Here is an 18,106-nt window from a genome sequence, read left to right as displayed (position 1 = left end):
CCTAACCAATGGCCAGTCAATACCACCGGGTGAAACAACAAAAAAAGGAGCCAATAGGCTCCTTAAGATTCAACAATGGTTTATGCCGCTTGGCAAAGCTCAGATTTAGCAGATTGCTTTTGTTTGTTATCCAAGGCTGCACTTAAACGGGTTAGCAATAAGGCGCCAACAACAATCAATGCTCCAACCCAAGGAGTATGTTCTACCCCAGCATTGGCAACTATCAGCCCACCGCCCCAAGCGCCTATAGCAATGCCTACGTTAAACGCAGCAATGTTTAAACCGGAGGCTACATCCACCGCATTGGGCGTATATTGTTCGGCTAACTTCACCACATAAACCTGTAAGCCTGGCACATTGCCAAAGGCAAAAGCCCCCCAAACTAGAATGGTTAAAACAGCGGTAATAGGGTTAACCGCGGTAAAGTTGAATACCAACAGTACTGAGGCTAAACCTAAGAATATCCAGCTTAGTGCTTTAGTTGGGCCTAAACGGTCAGCCATTTTTCCACCCCAGATGTTGCCAAAAGCGACCGACACGCCATACACCAACATAATCAAACTAATAGCGCTGGCGTTAAATCCACTTACGTCCTGCAAGATAGACGCTAAAAAGGTAAACGCAGTAAACGAACCACCGTAACCTATAGCGGTTATTGCATATACCAACAACAATCGAGGCTCTGTTAATACTTTGACCTGCTCTGATATTTTGGTGGCAGGCGCTTGCTTCAAATTACTGGGTACCAAAACAGCGCTGCCAATAAGTGCAATTAAACCCAAAATCGCTACTACTAAAAATGTGGTTTCCCAACCAAAATGTTGGCCAATGTAGGTACCCAAAGGCACACCAGTAACAAGCGCTACCGTTAGTCCGGTAAACATAATGGCTATTGCACTAGCAGCTTTTTCTTTTGCCACTAAACCCGTTGCGATGGTTGAGCCAATAGAAAAGAACACGCCGTGGGCTAAACCTGTAAGAATTCGAGCACCTACTAAGGTTTCGTAACTCGGGGCCTGCCAAGCTAATAAATTGCCCGCGACAAATAAACTCATCACCGCAAGCAGCACTTGTTTGCGTGGCCACTTGCCAGTTAATGCGGTTAACACGGGCGCCCCCACCGCAACACCTAAGGCATACAAGCTCACTAACAATCCAGCAGAAGGTAAAGAAACCGCTAAGTCTTGGGCCATAGTAGGAATCAACCCCACTATCACAAACTCGGTGGTTCCAATGGCAAAGGCACTTAAAGTAAGTGCAAATAAAGCTAAAGGCATAACAGTAATCTCTCGTCATCGATTAGGTTGTTGCGTTGCGCAACAGTTGATGGCAAGCATTATTAGTTAATTAACTTTTGTCAGAAATGGCAGTATCAACAAAATACTTTTGTAGAAAATGTAAGTAAAAAAGCGATAAATCTAAGAAAACTGTTGTAATAAACACTAGTATTAAGCATTCACTTTTGTTGATTTCTTCGCAAAGAGTTGCTGATGTTTAACCTAAAAAATCGTTCTGATGATCTCGAAATTTTGTTGGCTGTAGTTGATAGCGGAGGCTTCTCAGCTGCCGCAGATGCCTTAGATATACAAGTCGCTAAAGTATCTAGAGCGGTTAGCAAAATAGAAAAGCAACTAGGCATTACTGTTCTTAATCGAACCACCAGACGGGTGGTACAAACCGACGAAGGCCGCCAGTTTATAGAAGCAGTACGTGTAGGTTTAAGCCAAATTCAACAAGCTGAAGAAGATATTATTAGTAAGGGTGAATTGCCTCAAGGTAGGCTGCGAGTTGATGCGGCAAGCCCGTTTGTCATTCATCAACTCGTTCCACTAATAAATGAGTTTAAACTCGCCTTCCCCAACATAGAACTAGAGCTAAATACCAACGACGGCTTTGTAGACTTACTGGAGAAGAAAACCGATTTAGCGATCCGCATAGGTACATTAGCAGATTCCACCCTGCATGCTCGGCCCATCGGCGTGAGTAATTTGTATATTGTCGCCTCTCCAGCTTATCTCGAAAAACGTGGTGCGCCCCTGCAAGTTACACAATTACACGAACATGAGTTAATCGGCTTTAGCGGAGCTAAGGTGCTAAACCATTGGCCATTAAAAGGGTTTAAATCGATGAAGCCTGCTATTACTGCTAGTAGCGGAGAAACCATTCGCCAACTAGCATTAAGTGGCAACGGTATTGCGTGTTTGTCAGGATTTATGGTTAAACACGATATCGAGCAAGGAACGCTAGTGAGTTTGTTCCCGGCCTTGTTGATGGAAGAAACTAATCAGCGACAAATTAATGCTGTGTACTACCGTTCATCTAAAGTCGCCCGACGTATCACAGCGTTCATTGATTTTATTAAACCTCGATTAAACTTGTAAGTTGCGGCTTGACTTGGAGCTAGCTCCAAGGTCTAGGCTTGTGACTTAGCCTTAGATTAATGGAGTGGTCAATGGAACAAACAAGATACCAACGTGGCTTTGATAAGCTAAGCGAAATAGACGGCGAAGCAGGCCACAATGTGATCAATAACCTCGCCAGTATTTGCCCAGATCTGGCCAAATTCATCATAGAGTTTCCCTTTGGCGACATATACAGCCGCGAAGATCTCGACCTTAAATCACGAGAGATAGCAACGGTATCAGCACTAACCGCAATGGGCAATTGTGCCCCCCAATTGGCGGTACATATCCATGGCGCCCTTAATATAGGCTGTAGCCCAAAAGAGGTGACTGAAGTGATTTTACAAATGGCAGTATATGCTGGGTTTCCGGCTGCTATTAACGGCATGTTAGTCGCAAAACAAGTTTTTGAAGAGCGTGGGATCATTACTCCTTAATAAGCACTTTTTACAACAGTTTTAGGTACTGTTTTGGAGTGATTTTTCCAATGGTTTTACACTCTCGTGTCATATGCGCTTGGTCGGAAAAGCCCTGATTAACAGCAAGCGCAGCCAGCTCAATATCTGGCTGCGTTTTTAAGGCCATAAAAGTATTTTTTACTCTCATGGTTCGCTGCCATTGTTTGGGCGTCATGCCGGTTAACGCTTTAAACTGACGTTCTAGTTGCCGTTGGCTAAGCGCTAATTCATCAGACACCAAACCGATCTCTTGAGCATGTTCTACCAATTCAATGGCGTCTTTAAACAATTGTGGTGGGCAATTATGTATGCCGAGGTGCTGTTGTAACCACTTATACATTAATACTATCCGTGCATTATGCCCGCTAGTTGTCACTAAGCTTTGATGTAGCAGCTGCAATTTTTTCAGCAATGAGGCTTCGATATCCTCGGCGTCACGTCTTACCAATTTGCCAAAGAACCCAACACTTACACCAGGATTAAAGCGAAAACCCGCTAGCTGGGTATCCGCTGACAAGGTGATGCTTCGCGCAGTGGTGTTCACTGGCAGCACAATCACCCCAGAAGGATAAGACTTATCTTCAAGCCTTATTGGAGGGCCTAAGTTAAACAGCACCCCGCTACAGCCGTCGGCATGCAGCCAACGGGTAAGCGGTGCTCGCTGCTGCGCCTCAACGGAAGCAGACCACAGGCCTTGTATGGCTTGAGCTAGCTGTCCTTTTGGCTTAAATAAACTAAACAGAAACTGCTGCTCAAGCTGGTGAATAATTTGCTTAGCTGGGTTTATAACTGCCTACCTCGGGTTTAAAGGTGATTGCAATTCTATTCCAACTGTTGATGGCATTAATTGCAATGCTTAAATCCACCAATGCCTTTGCGCCAAAGGCGTCTAGCGCTTTTTGGTAAAGCTCATCGTCTAAGCCTGTACATGCCGTTAAGCGTTCGGCGCATTCTAAAGCCAGCCGTTCATTTACCGAGTAATACGGGGCTTCTCGCCATGCACTTAAGCCTATTAAACGCTGCCAACTTTCGCCTGCACTCTCAGCATCTTTACTATGCATATCAATACAAAATGCGCATTGGTTAATTTGCGATACCCGCAACTTAACCAGCTCTAATAGCTTCATGCCAAGCGCCTGCTGCTCTGCAAACTGGCTTTTTAGATACTCTTCTTGCTCGAACAAAATTTGCATAGCCTTTGGTGCTTCTGCAAAGTAGTTAACTTTAGTCATGCTTAACCTCTCTTCAATAATGAAAAGCCAGCTTAATTAAACCTTGCTTCCAATTATTGAAGATTTTCGACATCACACAACCGTATTGCGTTTGCTATTAGGTAAACTTAAAGGTGCTAATTGGCTATATTTTAGCCTTCACCGCAAAATTGTCTCATTACCTATTAGCAGCGAGACAATCACCATGAAAACCTATAAAACAGCCTTACTATCTGCGTTTATTTGCACCTTAATGCTTAGCCAAACTGCTAGTGCACATATCGTAGAAATCGACATCTACAAAGATGGTATTGAATATGAGTGCCTACAAGATACCGATACAGGCAAAATCTTTAACTGCGAGCGTGATTAAGATGAACAGATATCAATTAGCCATTATTGGCCTGCTAGTATCAACCAGCGCTTTTGCCAAGATTGAAAACTTAGCTGAACATTGGCAAGTAGCTAGCAACAACAACGCCGCTGTATTAAGCCAAGATCAAGGTTACATCGCAGAGTTTAGCTTCGCTGATGGCGGCGTTATTATATCTAGCACCATTAATGGCAGTTGCACCAGCACCCAACAGCAACATCATGTGGCCGGTAAATTGGTTACTTTTGAGTTAAAGCAACATAACAAGCACTGTTCATTAATCCCTAAAAAGATTAAAGATAAAGCGATTGTAAACTCCTCGTTTAACCGCTTAAAAACAGTAAGCTTTAACAATGCTAGCTTTACCACTAAAGGCTTCCATGATGCGTTAATCCAAGCTGAAAAAATCCGCTTCACTGGCAAAAATAGTTAAACAGAGCTAATCGCAAACCTGCTCGAGCAACTGCATTTTAATTACCTTAATTTCCGGTAAATAGGACTGCATGTTTTGCTCTGGGCTGGGTGGTAAAACGTAGCCCTGAACAACTACTGGGTTTCGGTACCCTTCGAGCTGGTATTGGCCTTGTACATCAGCACTAGACCACATCCAAAACCGTTCACCTTGGCAGCTTTCGAACAAAGATGTTTCGAAGCCGTATATCCAGTAACCCTGCATCGTTTGATTAGGGTATTGCGCAGTGCGATTTGAGCAAGAAAATAGGCTTACCAAGAGAAACGTGGCCAAAACCACTCGAAATACAATAGTCACCCTACTTCTCCCCTTTTTCTCTACCTTACACCTATGCAGTGTCGCCGCAGCATAGTTTAAATCATTAACAAGCTTGTTGATAAGCCTTTAAAAACACAGGTTAAATATCAAACTCCCCATGCAAACCAACTGCATATTTTCAAATGAATCAACAATGGCGGGTAGTATAAATATCGAACAATAAAATCATTCAGCCATTAGTGGATACACTGTTGGCTTTATCGCCACCACTATCAATAAGATGCATTTAAATAATATGAAACAATGAGTTAAAAGAAAGACAAATCCGACCAGTATAGCGCACGACTTTTAGTTAAATCCTGCCATGAAACAACAGCAGTACAATTTTTGAACTGCCGCACAAATCACCAAAGCAAGTATTTATTCACCCTCTCGAAATAAATATTGATCAACCAATTGTGATCAACCTCTAAATTTTGGATAACCAATAATGCTATTTATTTGCCTATAAACCCAATTATTGGTCAACCTATTGGCGTTATTTAGGGAAACCAATTAACCACAAGGAGGACGGTATTTCTTGAATCGCTTAACCAAGGGAGTGGCAACAAGTGGTCAGTATCAAAAATAGCGCAATCATATTATTTAAGCTCAACAGCTTAAGTGCTTGGCTGCTATCAAGTACTACCAAGTAAACCACTTCATTCGTTTAAGCACAGAACAACTTATTAAGGGAACCAAAATTGGTATACCAAATTTTGAGCATATCGCGTTTAGATAATCGAGAAGTAACAAACGCAAATAAATAACTAGGATATAAACATAGGAAGTTTTATGACTATCAAGGCAAAGAAAATGGCTCCGCTCTGCTTTGCTGTCAGTTCAATACTGAGCATAGGTGTATGTTCAGCAGCAGCTGGCGAAGCAATACGAGTAGAGGCCGAAGATTTCGTGATGATTGGCGGAACCTTCGATGACGGCCAAATTGCAGCAGTAAGCACCTATACAGTAAATGGTGCGACTGCAATAAACTTTGTAAACAAAGGCGACTACCTAGACTATCAGGTAAATATCGCTGAAGCCGGTACCTACAACATCGAATACTTAATTGGCACCGATATAGCAAACGGTGCAGAAATTGAAGTATTAGTAAAAAGTGGTGCCGCTTGGGTTTCTCAAGGAAGAACGACTGTGCCAGCAGCTGGCTGGGACAATTTTCAATTACTCGCCCCTACTCATACGGTAGAGCTACCGAGTGGCCAGGTGGATATTCGAATTGCCGCCTCTGGCGCCAATGACTGGCAATGGAACTTAGACTACTTCACGCTGCAAAAAGTTGGCGATGAACCGGTAGATCCTGAACCGCCAGTGGTGTTGCCTCCAGCAGCATTGATTACCCAAGCCACCAGCTTTACTGGTAGTGGTGGTACCTTTGCCGATGGTCAACCTTCTCCTGTAAGTACTTATACCGCTAATGGTGTAAGCGCGATTAATTACATTAACAAGGGCGACTACGTAGATTACGACCTAAATATTGCAGAGTCTGGTGATTACAGCATTGAATACTTAATTGCTACAGCGCTTGATGCAGGTGTAGAAATTGAAGTATTGCTAAATACCGGTAACGGTTGGGCGTCTGTAGGTAAGTCTTCGGTAGCTGCAGGTGGCTGGGACAATTTCCAGTCTCTCAAACCAAGTTATTTATTGTCGATTCCTAGTGGTTCAGTGCAATTGCGCTTAAATGCTTCAGGGACCAATGACTGGCAGTGGAATTTAGCCAGCTTCGCCTTATTACGTGAAGGTGATTATACGGAGCCAACTGATCCTACGGACCCAACTGATCCTACGGACCCAACTGATCCTACGGACCCAACCGATCCTACGGACCCAACTGATCCTACGGACCCGACCGATCCGCCTGTAGTGATACCACCAGGCAATGGCACCGACCCTGTTGAAGTAGAAGGCAGCTTTACCTTAGAAGCAGAAAACTACCAAGCAGTAGGTGGCGAAGTTGGTATTTATGATATCGATAACGGTAAAGCCGTTAATTACTTCAACTCTGGTGATTACTTAGAGTTTTACGTCAAACTTGAAACCGGTGGTTTATACGACGCCAGTTACCGAGTTGCCACAGGCACTTTAAGTGATACAGCAGTGGGCCTAATGCTTACTGATCACAATGGCCAATTAGCAGTTAAAAATGTAACAACCGTTAATAGTGTTGGCGGCGACTGGGACGTGTTCTACACCCAACCAGGCAATGGTAGATTCAACATCTTTAGTGGCACTAACACTATCCGTATTTACGGCGCTGGTTCAGCTGACTTTCAGTTCAACATCGATAGTATTAGCTTTAGCCGTGTAGGCAATGTTGACCTAGCTATCGACGGTGACAATGACGGTGTTCCCGACGTAGATGACCTTTGTGCTAGCAGCCCTAGTGACGAAGTTGCAGATGCAAACGGTTGTACGCCATCACAAAAAGACAGCGACGAAGACGGCATCAATGATCGCATAGATCAATGCCCTAACACACCACCAGGCGCCTTTGTAGATGACATTGGCTGTACTAGCACTGGCGGTGACGACGATGATTTTGATGGAGTACCAAACACCATTGATCAATGTCCAAACACACCATTTGGTCAAAATGTAACACCAACAGGTTGTCCCGTTGCAGGCAGTGATGCCGACGAAGATGGCGTAGCCGACAGTGTGGATATTTGCCCCAATACACCTATCGACGAGTTTGCTAACGCAAAAGGTTGCTCAAGTTCGCAACTAAGCAACGGCGAAACTGTATCAGTAAGTGTAAACGCCAATATCATGCATGAAGTGAACGGTGTATCTGACTTTGGCCGTAGCCGCCATATGACAATGCACAGTACTATCTTTGAGCAAGATTGGAATGGCCACAGTGACCGTTTGAACTACATCCTAAATACGCTAGACGTATACATGGGCCGTGACAACGGAACAGCAACTTGGCGCTTCAAAGAAACCGCTCAAGATCCAAATGTAGCTAATACACCAGATATGGACTGGATGGTTAATCGCGGTAAAGTACTGCGCGAAGATTACGCTAACAACGAGTTCTACAAGCGTTTTGCGCCAGAAAAAACCGAGTTAATTGCTGGTACTAACCCGCATCCTACCTACCCTACCTTAAGCTGGTACGACAACGGTATGACATCTACCGGTTGGCAGCCAAAAACTATTGAGACCTCAGCAAAATGGATGGGTCATTACCTAGCCAACTACTACGCTAACTCTCAAAACGGAAACGTTGGTGAGCCGATGCCTAAGTTCTGGGAAGTAATTAACGAACCCGACATGTTGATGAAAACCGGTCAGTTCATGGTTACCAACCAAGAAGACATTTGGCGCTACCACTCTTTGGTTGCTCAAGAAATCAGACAAGCACTGGGTGACGAAGCACCGATGATTGGCGGTATGACCTGGGGTCAACACGACTTCTATCGTCGTGATGGTATCTCTCGTCACCAAGACGACTACCTATGTGCTTGGGTAGACGAAGAAGCCTGTGCAATGTTCACCGAAGCAATGCAAACCACTGTGGACGATACTCGCGAAAGCGATTGGTATCAGTGGGATGTTATGTGGCGTGGCTTTATGGAAGAAGCGGGCGCAGATATGGACTTCTACGCTGTACATATCTACGACTGGCCAAGTAAAGACCTAAATGGACAAGCAGGTACGGTTCGCCGTGGCGGCCATGTGCAAGCCATGTTAGACATGATGGAGTGGTCTGACGTTAACCTTGGTGGTTTAGAAAACCGTAAACCAATTGTTATGTCTGAGTACGGCGCTGTACAAGGTGCTTGGGACGAACTTCCTCACGAAGAACGTTACGACATCGAGAACTTAAAAGCCTTTAACGGCATGTTAATGCAGTTCTTACAACGTCCAGACTACGTGATTAAGTCTATGCCGTTTACGCCAGCGAAACCATTGTGGGGCTACAAGCCTGCGGGTTGTGGTTACGATGCAACAGTTAACTGTACTGCACCTTACCACTACTCAATGATGATGGAGTCAGAGCTAAACAACGGTGATTGGCAGTGGTCTTCTTACATTAAGTTCTTTGAACTTTGGGCAGACGTAGATGGAACACGTGTTGACGCTCACTCAAGCGATCCTGATGTTCAAGTTAATGCTTATGTAGACGGAAAAGAGTTGTTTGTAATCATCAACAACCTAGAAGATTACGACACGACCGTTAACCTAAACGTTGCAGGTTTAACTGGCCTAAATGTTAGCAATGTTGAACTACGTCAAATGTACTTTGACGGTGTAGAGCATACCAAGCTTGAACGCCGCCATAAGAAACAGCTTCCTTCTAGCCTAACCTTAGCAGCTGATGGAACCGCAGTTCTACGCTACACCTTAAGCAACAACGTTGCCGTTAACCAAAAAGTAACTGAACACAAATACTTTGGCGAAAGTGTTAGTGGCGGCTCGGTACCACATCGCATAAGCGTAAATGGTGGTGCTAAAACCGTTAAGGTTAACAACCTTGTAGTACCTAATGGCGCTGCTGAAGCAATGCTACGTTTAACTGTAGCCTTGTTCCCAGACCAAGATGATAAAGAAGGCGGATTGCTTACTATTAACTCACTAACAGTTAATGGTAACGACGTAACTACACCTATCGATTGGCGCGGCCCAGCTAAGTACTCTTCTGACCGTTACTTTGCAACGTTAGAAATTCCTGTACCGGTAGAGTACCTCTCTACCAACAACACCGTAGATGTTGATTTCAAACATAACGGTGAGCTAACGGTTGCCAGCATAGTGGTTTGGGACTTCTCCGCCCCGCCACAACGCTAATGCCTTAGCAAGTTCTTGGCCCTAGCACCAAGACCGTAAGCAAAAGCGCCACTTCCCCTGAGTGGCGCTTTTTTTAAATCGTGATTTACACAGCCAAAGTACTTATTTCTCTTTATTAGATTAGCGCTTACAATAAAAATATAAGGATATCTCATGAACGCTTTACGCCTAAACAGCTGCAATTCCGCACTCGTTAAACTGGGTTATATGAGTTTGCTGGCACTTAGCCTAAATATGCCATTAGCCAACGCGTGGCAATGGGGTGACGCCACCGATAACTCCACCTACCAAAACTTAAAGTCTCAGGCACAAACTGCTCGAAATCAGCTTATTCAAACCATTGCCCAAGCAGAGCAACAAGGCCACAACACCGACTATGCCAACGTGTCTAAGGCGGTAGTAGATCTGTTCTTAAAATACGCTGAGTTTGACCGACAAAATCCACAAATCATTCAAGCCAAAGTAGATGCCATATGGTGGAACGAATATATACCGAGTAACTACTCGCAAAATATTCCCTTTGAAGAACTAAAAGACAGCATTACCGTTGCAAAGCGTGCCGTACAAGAACTGCAAGCTCAAATGAATGGCAGTTTAGTATTGCAAGCTCCTACCGACTTTAGCAGCGGGCCCGTTAAGCTTAGTGGCGATAAATTTACCATTAACAACCAAGTTGTTTATCCCAGTAGCTTTAATTGGTTACCTAGCGAGAACAACTACATCGATGCTTTTGGCAGAATTGGCGGTGACTATTACCCAGTATCAGAACTTAAAGAAAGTGGCGGTTTACATAACTGGGCAGTAAACAGTGCTGTAGAAAGCTTACAGTCGCAAAATGCCAAATACATGGATCCTAAGGTATTTTTCCTTGGATACAATACGAGCGCATGGCAGAAAGAAGCAGCACCAGAAGCTTTTGAAACTGGCCGCTATTTTGTTCCCTTTGATATCGACAACAGCAGTATTCGCAGTTGGTACCAACAACTCATGCAGCACTATATTCCTGCAACTAAGGGACATGCCGGTGAAGGCGAAAGAATCCACTTACTGGCTAACGAACCACATTTTGCAACACGCGAAGGCGGTTGGTATGCAGACAAGGGGGTATCAAATAGCACTAAACAAAAATACCAAAACTGGTTACAACAGCAATACAACAGTATTAGCGATTTAAACCAAGCATACGGCACCCAGTATAGTAATTTTGCCCAAGCTAAAGATGGCTTAACTATCCCTATTGCCAAGTCATTACAAGGTGGACCCATTTGGTACGACTGGTGCAAATTCAACATGGCCCGTGTTACCGAATGGTTTAGTTTTTTAAAACGCAACGTTCAACAACACGATCCACAAGCCAAAGTGACCATTAAATTGTTGGGTTGGATTATGAGCTCTGAGTGGCGAGATCACGGCATCGATATTGAAGCATTAGCTAAGTTACAAGATGTAATGGGATCTGACTTTAGTATGGGCCCTCGCGATTTAGTCAACTTTAGAAATAAAGAGTTTGAATTTAGAGAGCGTTACAGCATCGAATGGGTAGAACAGTCGAGAGGCTTAGATTTCTACCGTAGCATTGCGCCTAACAAGCCCTTTTACGACTCCGAATGGCATGGTTTATCTGCCGAATGGCAACACTTTGATATGGACCCAAACTACGTGCGCGCAGGCCTGTGGTTAGGCCATACCCACGGTATGAAAATGAACACTGCTTGGGTGTGGGGACGTAAAGAAAACGGAGATCCTAGCACCGTAAACTCGATTTTTGTTTCAGAGCCAACCACGCAACCTTTGGTAATGGATGCCTACGGCCGTACCATGAAAGAACTAAATGCCCACGCCGAAAGCTTCAGCCATTTAGTGGATTACGATACCACTTTCCGCATTTTTTATTCCGAAGATTCAGCCATTCAAGATAGCGGCTACATTGATAAACTCACTAAAGTCTATGAAGCACTAAAAATGCTGAATGTAGACGTCGGCTTTATTACTGCTTCTGAGCTAACTAACTTAAGCAGCGATAAGGTGGTGGTTGTCCCTCCTACTCCCTACCTAAGCTATTGGGCCTACAAAGCATTGCAGGATCATGCAGCAAAGAAAATATTGGTAAATCGTCAAGACTCCTTTGTTAAAAACCAACATGGCAAGCCACGCAATCAGCCCCAAATGCCTTCTTACGCCGACATAACTTTAGGCGGTGTATTTGATATGGCCGACGAGTTGGCAAGCAATGTAAAATCCTTAGCAGCACCTCGTAAGGTAGACTTTCAAATTACAGATATGCAAAACCAAGCGGCTTATGGTGTGTTTGTTAGGCAGTTTACCGACGACAGTGGCGATACCACCCTATCCATCATTAACGTAAGTAAAGACAAGCGTAAACTTAATTTAGATTTATCCCACCAAGTAAAAGACCTAATCACCGGCAAAATGCATGCTCAACAATTTGAGCTAGAGCCCTACGACGTATATCTAGTAAAAACCAGTCAGCAAGCTAACACCGAAAACAGCCTAAGTGGCCTTACCGTGCCTTCTACAATAGATGCGGGACAGCAAGTCTCAGTTGCTGTTAATTACTCCGCTACCAACACCCAAGACTTACAACTTCATTTAGTGAGTCGCACTAGCTGGACAACCGTTGCCAAGCAGCAAAAAGTGGTTCATTCCGCCACCAATCAAGACACCTGGTTTGGCTTTGAAGTACCAGGCGATCTGCCCAGCGGCGACTACGAGTTTAGAGCGATGCTAATTCCAGAAGATGAAACATGGCGTGAAGCTCACGACATTATTAACCATCGCATCGTGGTAAATGCCAAGCAAAACGGCAATGCGGTACCGGCAAGTTGGACCAACCTCGAACTCGCCCACAGCGGTCGCTGTTTCGATCTTGCCAATGGCAACACGGCAAATGGCGCGACCTATCACCAATGGGATTGTAATACAGGCAACCTAAATCAACGCTTTAAATTTATTCCAGCAGATGATGGTTGGTACCTTATTCAGTCGCAACGCAGCGAAAAGTGTGTTGATTTAAACAATGGCTCCACGGCCGATGGTGCAACGGTTCACCAATGGTCGTGCATGCCCAACAATCAGAATCAACATTGGAAGATTAACCCCAAAGACAATGGTAATTTTGAGTTAATCGCAAGGAAAAGTGATAAATGCCTAGACGCAGAAGGCAAATCAACCGCTAATGGAACTCGTCTATTACAGTGGGCTTGTTACAACGGCGACAATCAACAGTTCACTTTCAAGTAGGTGCTAAAAATATAAAGCTCGCATAAGCTGCGAGCTTTATACGTTTACATAAGTCTAATCAGCTTTATGGTAGGCAGAGATAATCGTTGTGCTTGTTACAGAGCTAACAAAATACTGATCTTTAACTAGCTGATAATTTGGGTCGGCAAAAAAACTGTCCTTGTTTTCTTCGCTACTAAAGTTAATGGTGAAAACGCGATTAATGTTACTTTGTTCAAGCGAATCTTGTTGCTCGGTCTTGAGCACCTCCGACACTTTAAAGTCATAAACAAAGTGCCCCTGATAATCAGCCAATATTGGCTTCATTGCTGCTCGATACTCTGCGTACTTAGCATCATCTATTACTTGTAAACCCACTAATATTTCGTAAGACATACACCTCTCCAAGGCTTAGCTGAAACCAACAATGTAATCTAATAATCTGTTAACTACTCTACACCCAGCTTTTAGCAATCGCCAAGCTTAAGCGCCAACAAAACTTTGCTATTTTGTAAGCCACAAATATGTAATACAAATTCGCTAGTTTGATGTAAAATCTAGTTTTATCTTAGTAGTATTCAAGATGCCTCGCTTATCACCCGTTACACTGCTCACGCTGTTAGGCGTGTTTTTAGTGGCCCTTAATTTAAGAGCACCGTTTACCAGCTTAGCCCCAGTGCTAGAGCAAATTATGGAAAGCCTTTCTCTGTCTGCTGCTCAGGCGGGGTTTGTGACTGCGCTTCCGTTAATATCCTTGGCGGTTTTTTCATCTTTAGCGCCTAAATTAGCGCAAAACCTTGGCTTAGAAAAAGCCTTGGTAATTTCGCTATTTTGCGTGGCACTTGGTGTCGCGGTTCGTTCAATGGGTTTAGTTTCGCCCTTATATTTGGGTACCGTTGTAATGGGCGCAGGTATCGCTTTTGGTAATGTACTATTGCCAGCGGTAGTTAAAAAGTTCTTCCCTGAACGCATTTCTGAGGTTTCATCGCTGTACATTTTTGTAATGGGGGTGGGTTCAACCTTGGCGGCAAGTGTGATGGTGCCCCTGTCGCAACAAGCGCCAGAACAGCTATTTGGTTGGCAATTTGCGCTAGCCTTTAACCTTATCTTTCCCTTAGCCGCCCTATTATTCTGGCTACCAAAACTTACAACTAAATCGAGACAGCAGCACCAAGCAGAGCAACATAGCGAATCAGTGTCCATTACTTCACTGCTGCGTTTACCGGTAGCTTGGTTTGTTACCTTAGCGCTTGGCATCAACTCTTTTACCTTTTACGCCTTTGCTGGATGGCTGCCTAAAATACTGAATGATGTTGGCTACAGCGAATTAGATGCTGGTTATATATATGGATTTTTACAGTTTTCTACCATGGTGCCAGGCCTGGTGTTGATGCCCATTCTGGCCAAGCTGAGAAACCATACTTTGCTAATAACACTGTGTGCATCTAGCGTAGTATTTAGTTTGCTGGGGATGATTTTAGCACCCGGTTTAGCCATATTATGGGTAGGATTATTTGGCCTAAGCAACTGCGCTACGTTTATTGTAGCGCTTAGTTTTATTGGCCATAAAACAACAAATACTCAACAAGCTGCTGCGCTGTCGGGCATGTCGCAAAGCTTTGGTTATGCTTTAGCGGCAACTGGCCCTTCACTTATAGGTTTTATCCATACCTCGACGGGGACTTGGAGCTTACCATTATTAATCATTGCTCTGTTTGGCGTGGCTTGTACGGTATTCTGTGCGCTAGCGGCAAAAGGTAAGCGACTACGGGTAAATGAACATAACTAGTCGACGCTAAATTTTCCAAGATATTCAATTCATAGCTTTCCAGATATTGGAATACTGGCACTTTATCGTTACGAACTTTAGAAACAGCAGTTGATAATCTGATCTCACCAAACATTCTTAACCACTTGGTGCGAACTATGAAAAAATCTATATTAACTGTTGTTACACTCGCGTTGCTCTCAACGCATGCTTTAGCCGACATGAAAGCTGGCGATAAGTTAGATTATTACCAGCCTCAACGTGCAGCCCATCAAAACGGTGCAGAGCTTATCGACTTAAGCGGCCAAAGCGGCCAAAGCGCAGAAGCCTTAGCACAAACACTTGCTAAGTTTGACCGCCTAACGCCGGATGCCGAAGTACTCACGCTAGCTAAAAATGCAGTAGCAAACAACCAAGCAATAGCCCCTAAATATGCCGCTATGATGGAACGCCAAGCAGAAATTCGAGGAGTAGAAGTACACGAGCTATATGCCGCAGCATTGCAAATGGACTGGTCAGTAAACAAGTCGATTATGCAGGCCAACACTAAGCAAACTCTTTCTGAGGCAGCCACTAAAATGCGCGGTTGCACAACACTTGCCTTTGCAGATACCGGCATTGTTGCGCAAAACAATGACCTAGGGATCGACCACTTGCTTAACTACCCTACCCGTGTGATCAAGACCGACGATACTATCTTTATACCCACCGACGGGAGTCATTTTCAAGGAATGGGTAAACACGTTGGTGTGGTGCTAAATATTATGGGCGAGCCTAGCGGCACCACTGCAGATATAAACACCAAAAATATTGTAACCATAGATGCTGTGTTTGCAGCGATTACTTCATCTACCAGTGTTGAAGATGCCTTTAACAAACTTAAGCATTACACCACACCAGTAGCCATGAACTTTACCGTTGCTGATGATTCTGGCGACCATGGCGCTATAGAAATGTCGGTAGATGCTACTGTTCTAGTACGTGGAGACGGTGGCATTGGCCACGCTAACCACAATGCAAAAATGAAACAAACAATGCTTGAAACCATGAGCATGACAGAGGCAAACGAAACCTTTGTCGATAGCTTTGCTCGCGAACAAGCAGCGCAAAACTTCGTAGACTTTAGTAAAGAAAAAACAGTGCAAGGGATGAAATACATTCTTAAGCAAAAACCAATCAACATAACCCTTTACGACAAAGACTTTGTCACCGTTGAATCAATGATTTTTGATACTAAGCAAGGCTGTGCTTACGTGTCGGGCGATAACCCGCTATTTAGCGAATACACTAAAGTATGTTTTTAACCCAGCCTAAACAAAAAAACCAGCGGCCAAAGTCGCTGGTTTTTATTTCGTTAAGTGCATAATGCTAATCGAGCATAAAATGGGTTGCGCATATCTTATTGCCGTCGGGATCACGCAAATAAGCCATATAAAGTTTTCGTGGCGCTTTACCTCTTATGCCTGGTGGCTCTTCGATTGCAGTTCCACCATTAGCAAGCCCCACCGCGTGCCACGTATCCACCATCTCTGGGTTGCTAGCTAAAAAACCCACTGTCATCCCATTACCATTAGTGGCGTCTTCGCCATTAATTGGCTTAGTTAAGCCCAACACTCCCGATGCAGTGGCATACATACAGCGACCTTTAGCATCCATCACACCTTCGTTATACCCAAGCACTTGCATAATCTGGTCATAAAATGCTTTTGAACGTGCTACATCGTTAGTACCAATCATTACGTGGCTAAACATACTTTGCCCTTTAGTTTATAAAACAAACTGCAATCAGCTTAAAATTCCAAGCAACCAAGATATAGAATGATCTTGCTGTTTACTCTCTATTATTCGCAAAACGACTATTAGGTTACTTTGCAAACATTAATTGCCTTTTGCAGGCAACTAGTCGTCTTCAACCGCTTTACACTTAACAATTATTTCTGCCACCAGCTCTTCTGGAAACAAAGACTTCGACAAATATTGTCGACCGCCTATTTTAGCCACCAGAATAATGCCAAGCTCGGTTTCAATTACCGTCTCTACATTGTCCCAAGCTAGGCTGGTTTTAGTGTAAGGATTTTGTGTCTCTATACCTTCATTGTTAATGCTAAGTTTTATCTCACTATTAGCGCTGCGCCCCCACATTTGTCGAGTTAGCCACCATGCTCGTTTAAAGCGAATATGAATTAACTCTAGTACCGCTAAACCAATTAGCATGCTACCCGCTACTTTGGGCTGCTCGGTAAACATCAACAGCGCTAAGCCTACTAATAGCAATAAAGCAGGAAACCACTTCTTTATAGCGGACTTCTTTTCAAAGGGCGATGTTTGATCAAAACATTCGGCGAGGTATTGGCGAGACAGCGTAAACTGCGTTTTAAAAGCTTGCATAACAACACTTAATAATTGGGAGGAGGATTAACACCAAGGCGACTATTGGCCTATCGGGTGTTGGCTTATCAAAATAGCCTGGCTAAAAATTAACTTGAGCATTTTACTTAAGTTAACTGTAAAGCTGTAGCAAAAGCTTAGTTTTCTAGTGTTGCGAATAGCGCTTGTACATCGCTGACAGCAACCGGCCTTACAACTCGTGCCACTTCCTTACCGGATTCAAGCAATATTAAAGTTGGCCAAAGCTTAACCTGAAATGCTCGCCCTAAGCGCTTACCTTTGCCGTCAAACACCTTAATGTGTGGTAAATCTTTAGGAGATAACACCGACTCAACCGCACTGGCAGCAGCTTTACAATGGCCACACCAAGGCGCACCAAACTCTAATACTGCATATCCACTTAATGCTGCTAAATCCTCGCTGCTAGGCGCTTCTTCTTGGTACTCTGGGTTAAAACCCTTCTTGCTTGCTTCCATCGTTGTTCCTCCAAATCGCCTAAGCTTACTCACTAGTTTAAGCTCACATTGCCACGTAAAAATCTACATTACATCAACACTAAAGCATAAATAGATAAGCCGCGTTCTTTACACAGCACATAGAAAGGCAAACCTTTGCATATCTTTACATTAGTTTACCTAAACAGAAACCTAAACAACGTAAAATAGCTATTCATTTTTAAGCT

The 18,106-nt window shown here is 43.9% G+C and carries 16 protein-coding genes; 8 read left to right on the top strand and 8 right to left on the bottom strand.

The features are described from left to right. Positions 1-80: 80 nt before the first annotated feature. Positions 81-1,277: an MFS transporter gene (locus K5620_RS09945; RefSeq protein WP_040307472.1), complete on the bottom strand. Its 1,197-nt coding sequence runs from the start codon at positions 1,275-1,277 to the stop codon at positions 81-83. Positions 1,278-1,490: 213 nt separating this feature from the next. Between K5620_RS09945 and K5620_RS09940 the strand changes: the two genes are divergently transcribed. Together K5620_RS09940 and K5620_RS09935 are read left to right on the top strand one after the other, a co-directional pair. Further along, entirely contained in the window at positions 1,491-2,381 is an 891-nt protein-coding gene (locus K5620_RS09940; protein WP_016403055.1) for a LysR family transcriptional regulator, read from the top strand. A 71-nt stretch (positions 2,382-2,452) separates the two neighbouring features. Further along, entirely contained in the window at positions 2,453-2,839 is a 387-nt protein-coding gene (locus K5620_RS09935) for a carboxymuconolactone decarboxylase family protein (RefSeq protein WP_016403056.1), read from the top strand. 10 nt (positions 2,840-2,849) lie between these two features. Here K5620_RS09935 and K5620_RS09930 read toward each other — a convergent pair whose 3' ends face one another. Next, on the bottom strand, positions 2,850-3,602 hold the full coding sequence (locus K5620_RS09930) for a helix-turn-helix domain-containing protein (protein ID WP_040307473.1): 753 nt from the start codon (positions 3,600-3,602) through the stop codon (positions 2,850-2,852). Between the two features lie 31 nt (positions 3,603-3,633). Continuing rightward, positions 3,634-4,092 (bottom strand): carboxymuconolactone decarboxylase family protein, encoded by a 459-nt coding sequence (locus K5620_RS09925; protein WP_016403058.1) that lies wholly within the window; start codon positions 4,090-4,092, stop codon positions 3,634-3,636. Positions 4,093-4,276: 184 nt separating this feature from the next. Between K5620_RS09925 and K5620_RS09920 the strand changes: the two genes are divergently transcribed. Then, positions 4,277-4,444, top strand: coding sequence for a hypothetical protein (locus tag K5620_RS09920; protein ID WP_016403059.1), 168 nt, complete (start codon positions 4,277-4,279; stop codon positions 4,442-4,444). A 1-nt stretch (position 4,445) separates the two neighbouring features. Continuing rightward, positions 4,446-4,877: a hypothetical protein gene (locus K5620_RS09915; protein ID WP_016403060.1), complete on the top strand. Its 432-nt coding sequence runs from the start codon at positions 4,446-4,448 to the stop codon at positions 4,875-4,877. A 6-nt stretch (positions 4,878-4,883) separates the two neighbouring features. Here K5620_RS09915 and K5620_RS09910 read toward each other — a convergent pair whose 3' ends face one another. Further along, the gene (locus tag K5620_RS09910) at positions 4,884-5,213 is read right to left on the bottom strand and encodes a hypothetical protein (RefSeq protein WP_040307475.1); all 330 of its coding nucleotides are present in this window, start codon (positions 5,211-5,213) and stop codon (positions 4,884-4,886) included. 795 nt (positions 5,214-6,008) lie between these two features. Between K5620_RS09910 and K5620_RS09905 the strand changes: the two genes are divergently transcribed. Beyond that, on the top strand, positions 6,009-10,028 hold the full coding sequence (locus tag K5620_RS09905) for a carbohydrate-binding protein (protein ID WP_016403063.1): 4,020 nt from the start codon (positions 6,009-6,011) through the stop codon (positions 10,026-10,028). A 153-nt stretch (positions 10,029-10,181) separates the two neighbouring features. Then, the gene (locus K5620_RS09900; RefSeq protein ID WP_016403064.1) at positions 10,182-13,289 is read left to right on the top strand and encodes an RICIN domain-containing protein; all 3,108 of its coding nucleotides are present in this window, start codon (positions 10,182-10,184) and stop codon (positions 13,287-13,289) included. A gap of 54 nt (positions 13,290-13,343) precedes the next feature. Here K5620_RS09900 and K5620_RS09895 read toward each other — a convergent pair whose 3' ends face one another. Beyond that, on the bottom strand, positions 13,344-13,664 hold the full coding sequence (locus tag K5620_RS09895) for a DUF1330 domain-containing protein (protein WP_016403065.1): 321 nt from the start codon (positions 13,662-13,664) through the stop codon (positions 13,344-13,346). Between the two features lie 187 nt (positions 13,665-13,851). On the opposite strand from K5620_RS09895, the gene K5620_RS09890 reads away from it, so the two are divergent. Both K5620_RS09890 and K5620_RS09885 read left to right on the top strand, forming a co-directional pair. Continuing rightward, positions 13,852-15,057 carry an MFS transporter gene (locus K5620_RS09890; RefSeq protein WP_040307477.1) on the top strand — a complete coding sequence of 402 codons (1,206 nt, stop codon included), beginning with the start codon at positions 13,852-13,854 and terminating at the stop codon, positions 15,055-15,057. A 137-nt stretch (positions 15,058-15,194) separates the two neighbouring features. Next, positions 15,195-16,340 carry a carcinine hydrolase/isopenicillin-N N-acyltransferase family protein gene (locus tag K5620_RS09885; RefSeq protein WP_016403067.1) on the top strand — a complete coding sequence of 382 codons (1,146 nt, stop codon included), beginning with the start codon at positions 15,195-15,197 and terminating at the stop codon, positions 16,338-16,340. A gap of 64 nt (positions 16,341-16,404) precedes the next feature. Here K5620_RS09885 and K5620_RS09880 read toward each other — a convergent pair whose 3' ends face one another. The 3 genes from K5620_RS09880 to K5620_RS09870 form a co-directional block, all read right to left on the bottom strand. Then, the gene (locus K5620_RS09880; protein ID WP_016403068.1) at positions 16,405-16,788 is read right to left on the bottom strand and encodes a VOC family protein; all 384 of its coding nucleotides are present in this window, start codon (positions 16,786-16,788) and stop codon (positions 16,405-16,407) included. 147 nt (positions 16,789-16,935) lie between these two features. Further along, a complete protein-coding gene (locus K5620_RS09875) occupies positions 16,936-17,424 on the bottom strand; it encodes a YcxB family protein (RefSeq protein WP_016403069.1) in 489 nt (162 codons plus the stop codon). 137 nt (positions 17,425-17,561) lie between these two features. Beyond that, positions 17,562-17,900, bottom strand: coding sequence for a thioredoxin family protein (locus K5620_RS09870; protein WP_016403070.1), 339 nt, complete (start codon positions 17,898-17,900; stop codon positions 17,562-17,564). Positions 17,901-18,106 lie beyond the last annotated feature (206 nt).

Origin of the sequence: Agarivorans albus, assembly GCF_019670105.1 — a bacterium.
In the GTDB taxonomy this organism is placed as follows: domain Bacteria; phylum Pseudomonadota; class Gammaproteobacteria; order Enterobacterales; family Celerinatantimonadaceae; genus Agarivorans; species Agarivorans albus.
The sequence above is the reverse complement of the archived record's forward strand: the minus strand, read 5'-3'. Positions and strand labels throughout refer to the sequence as shown.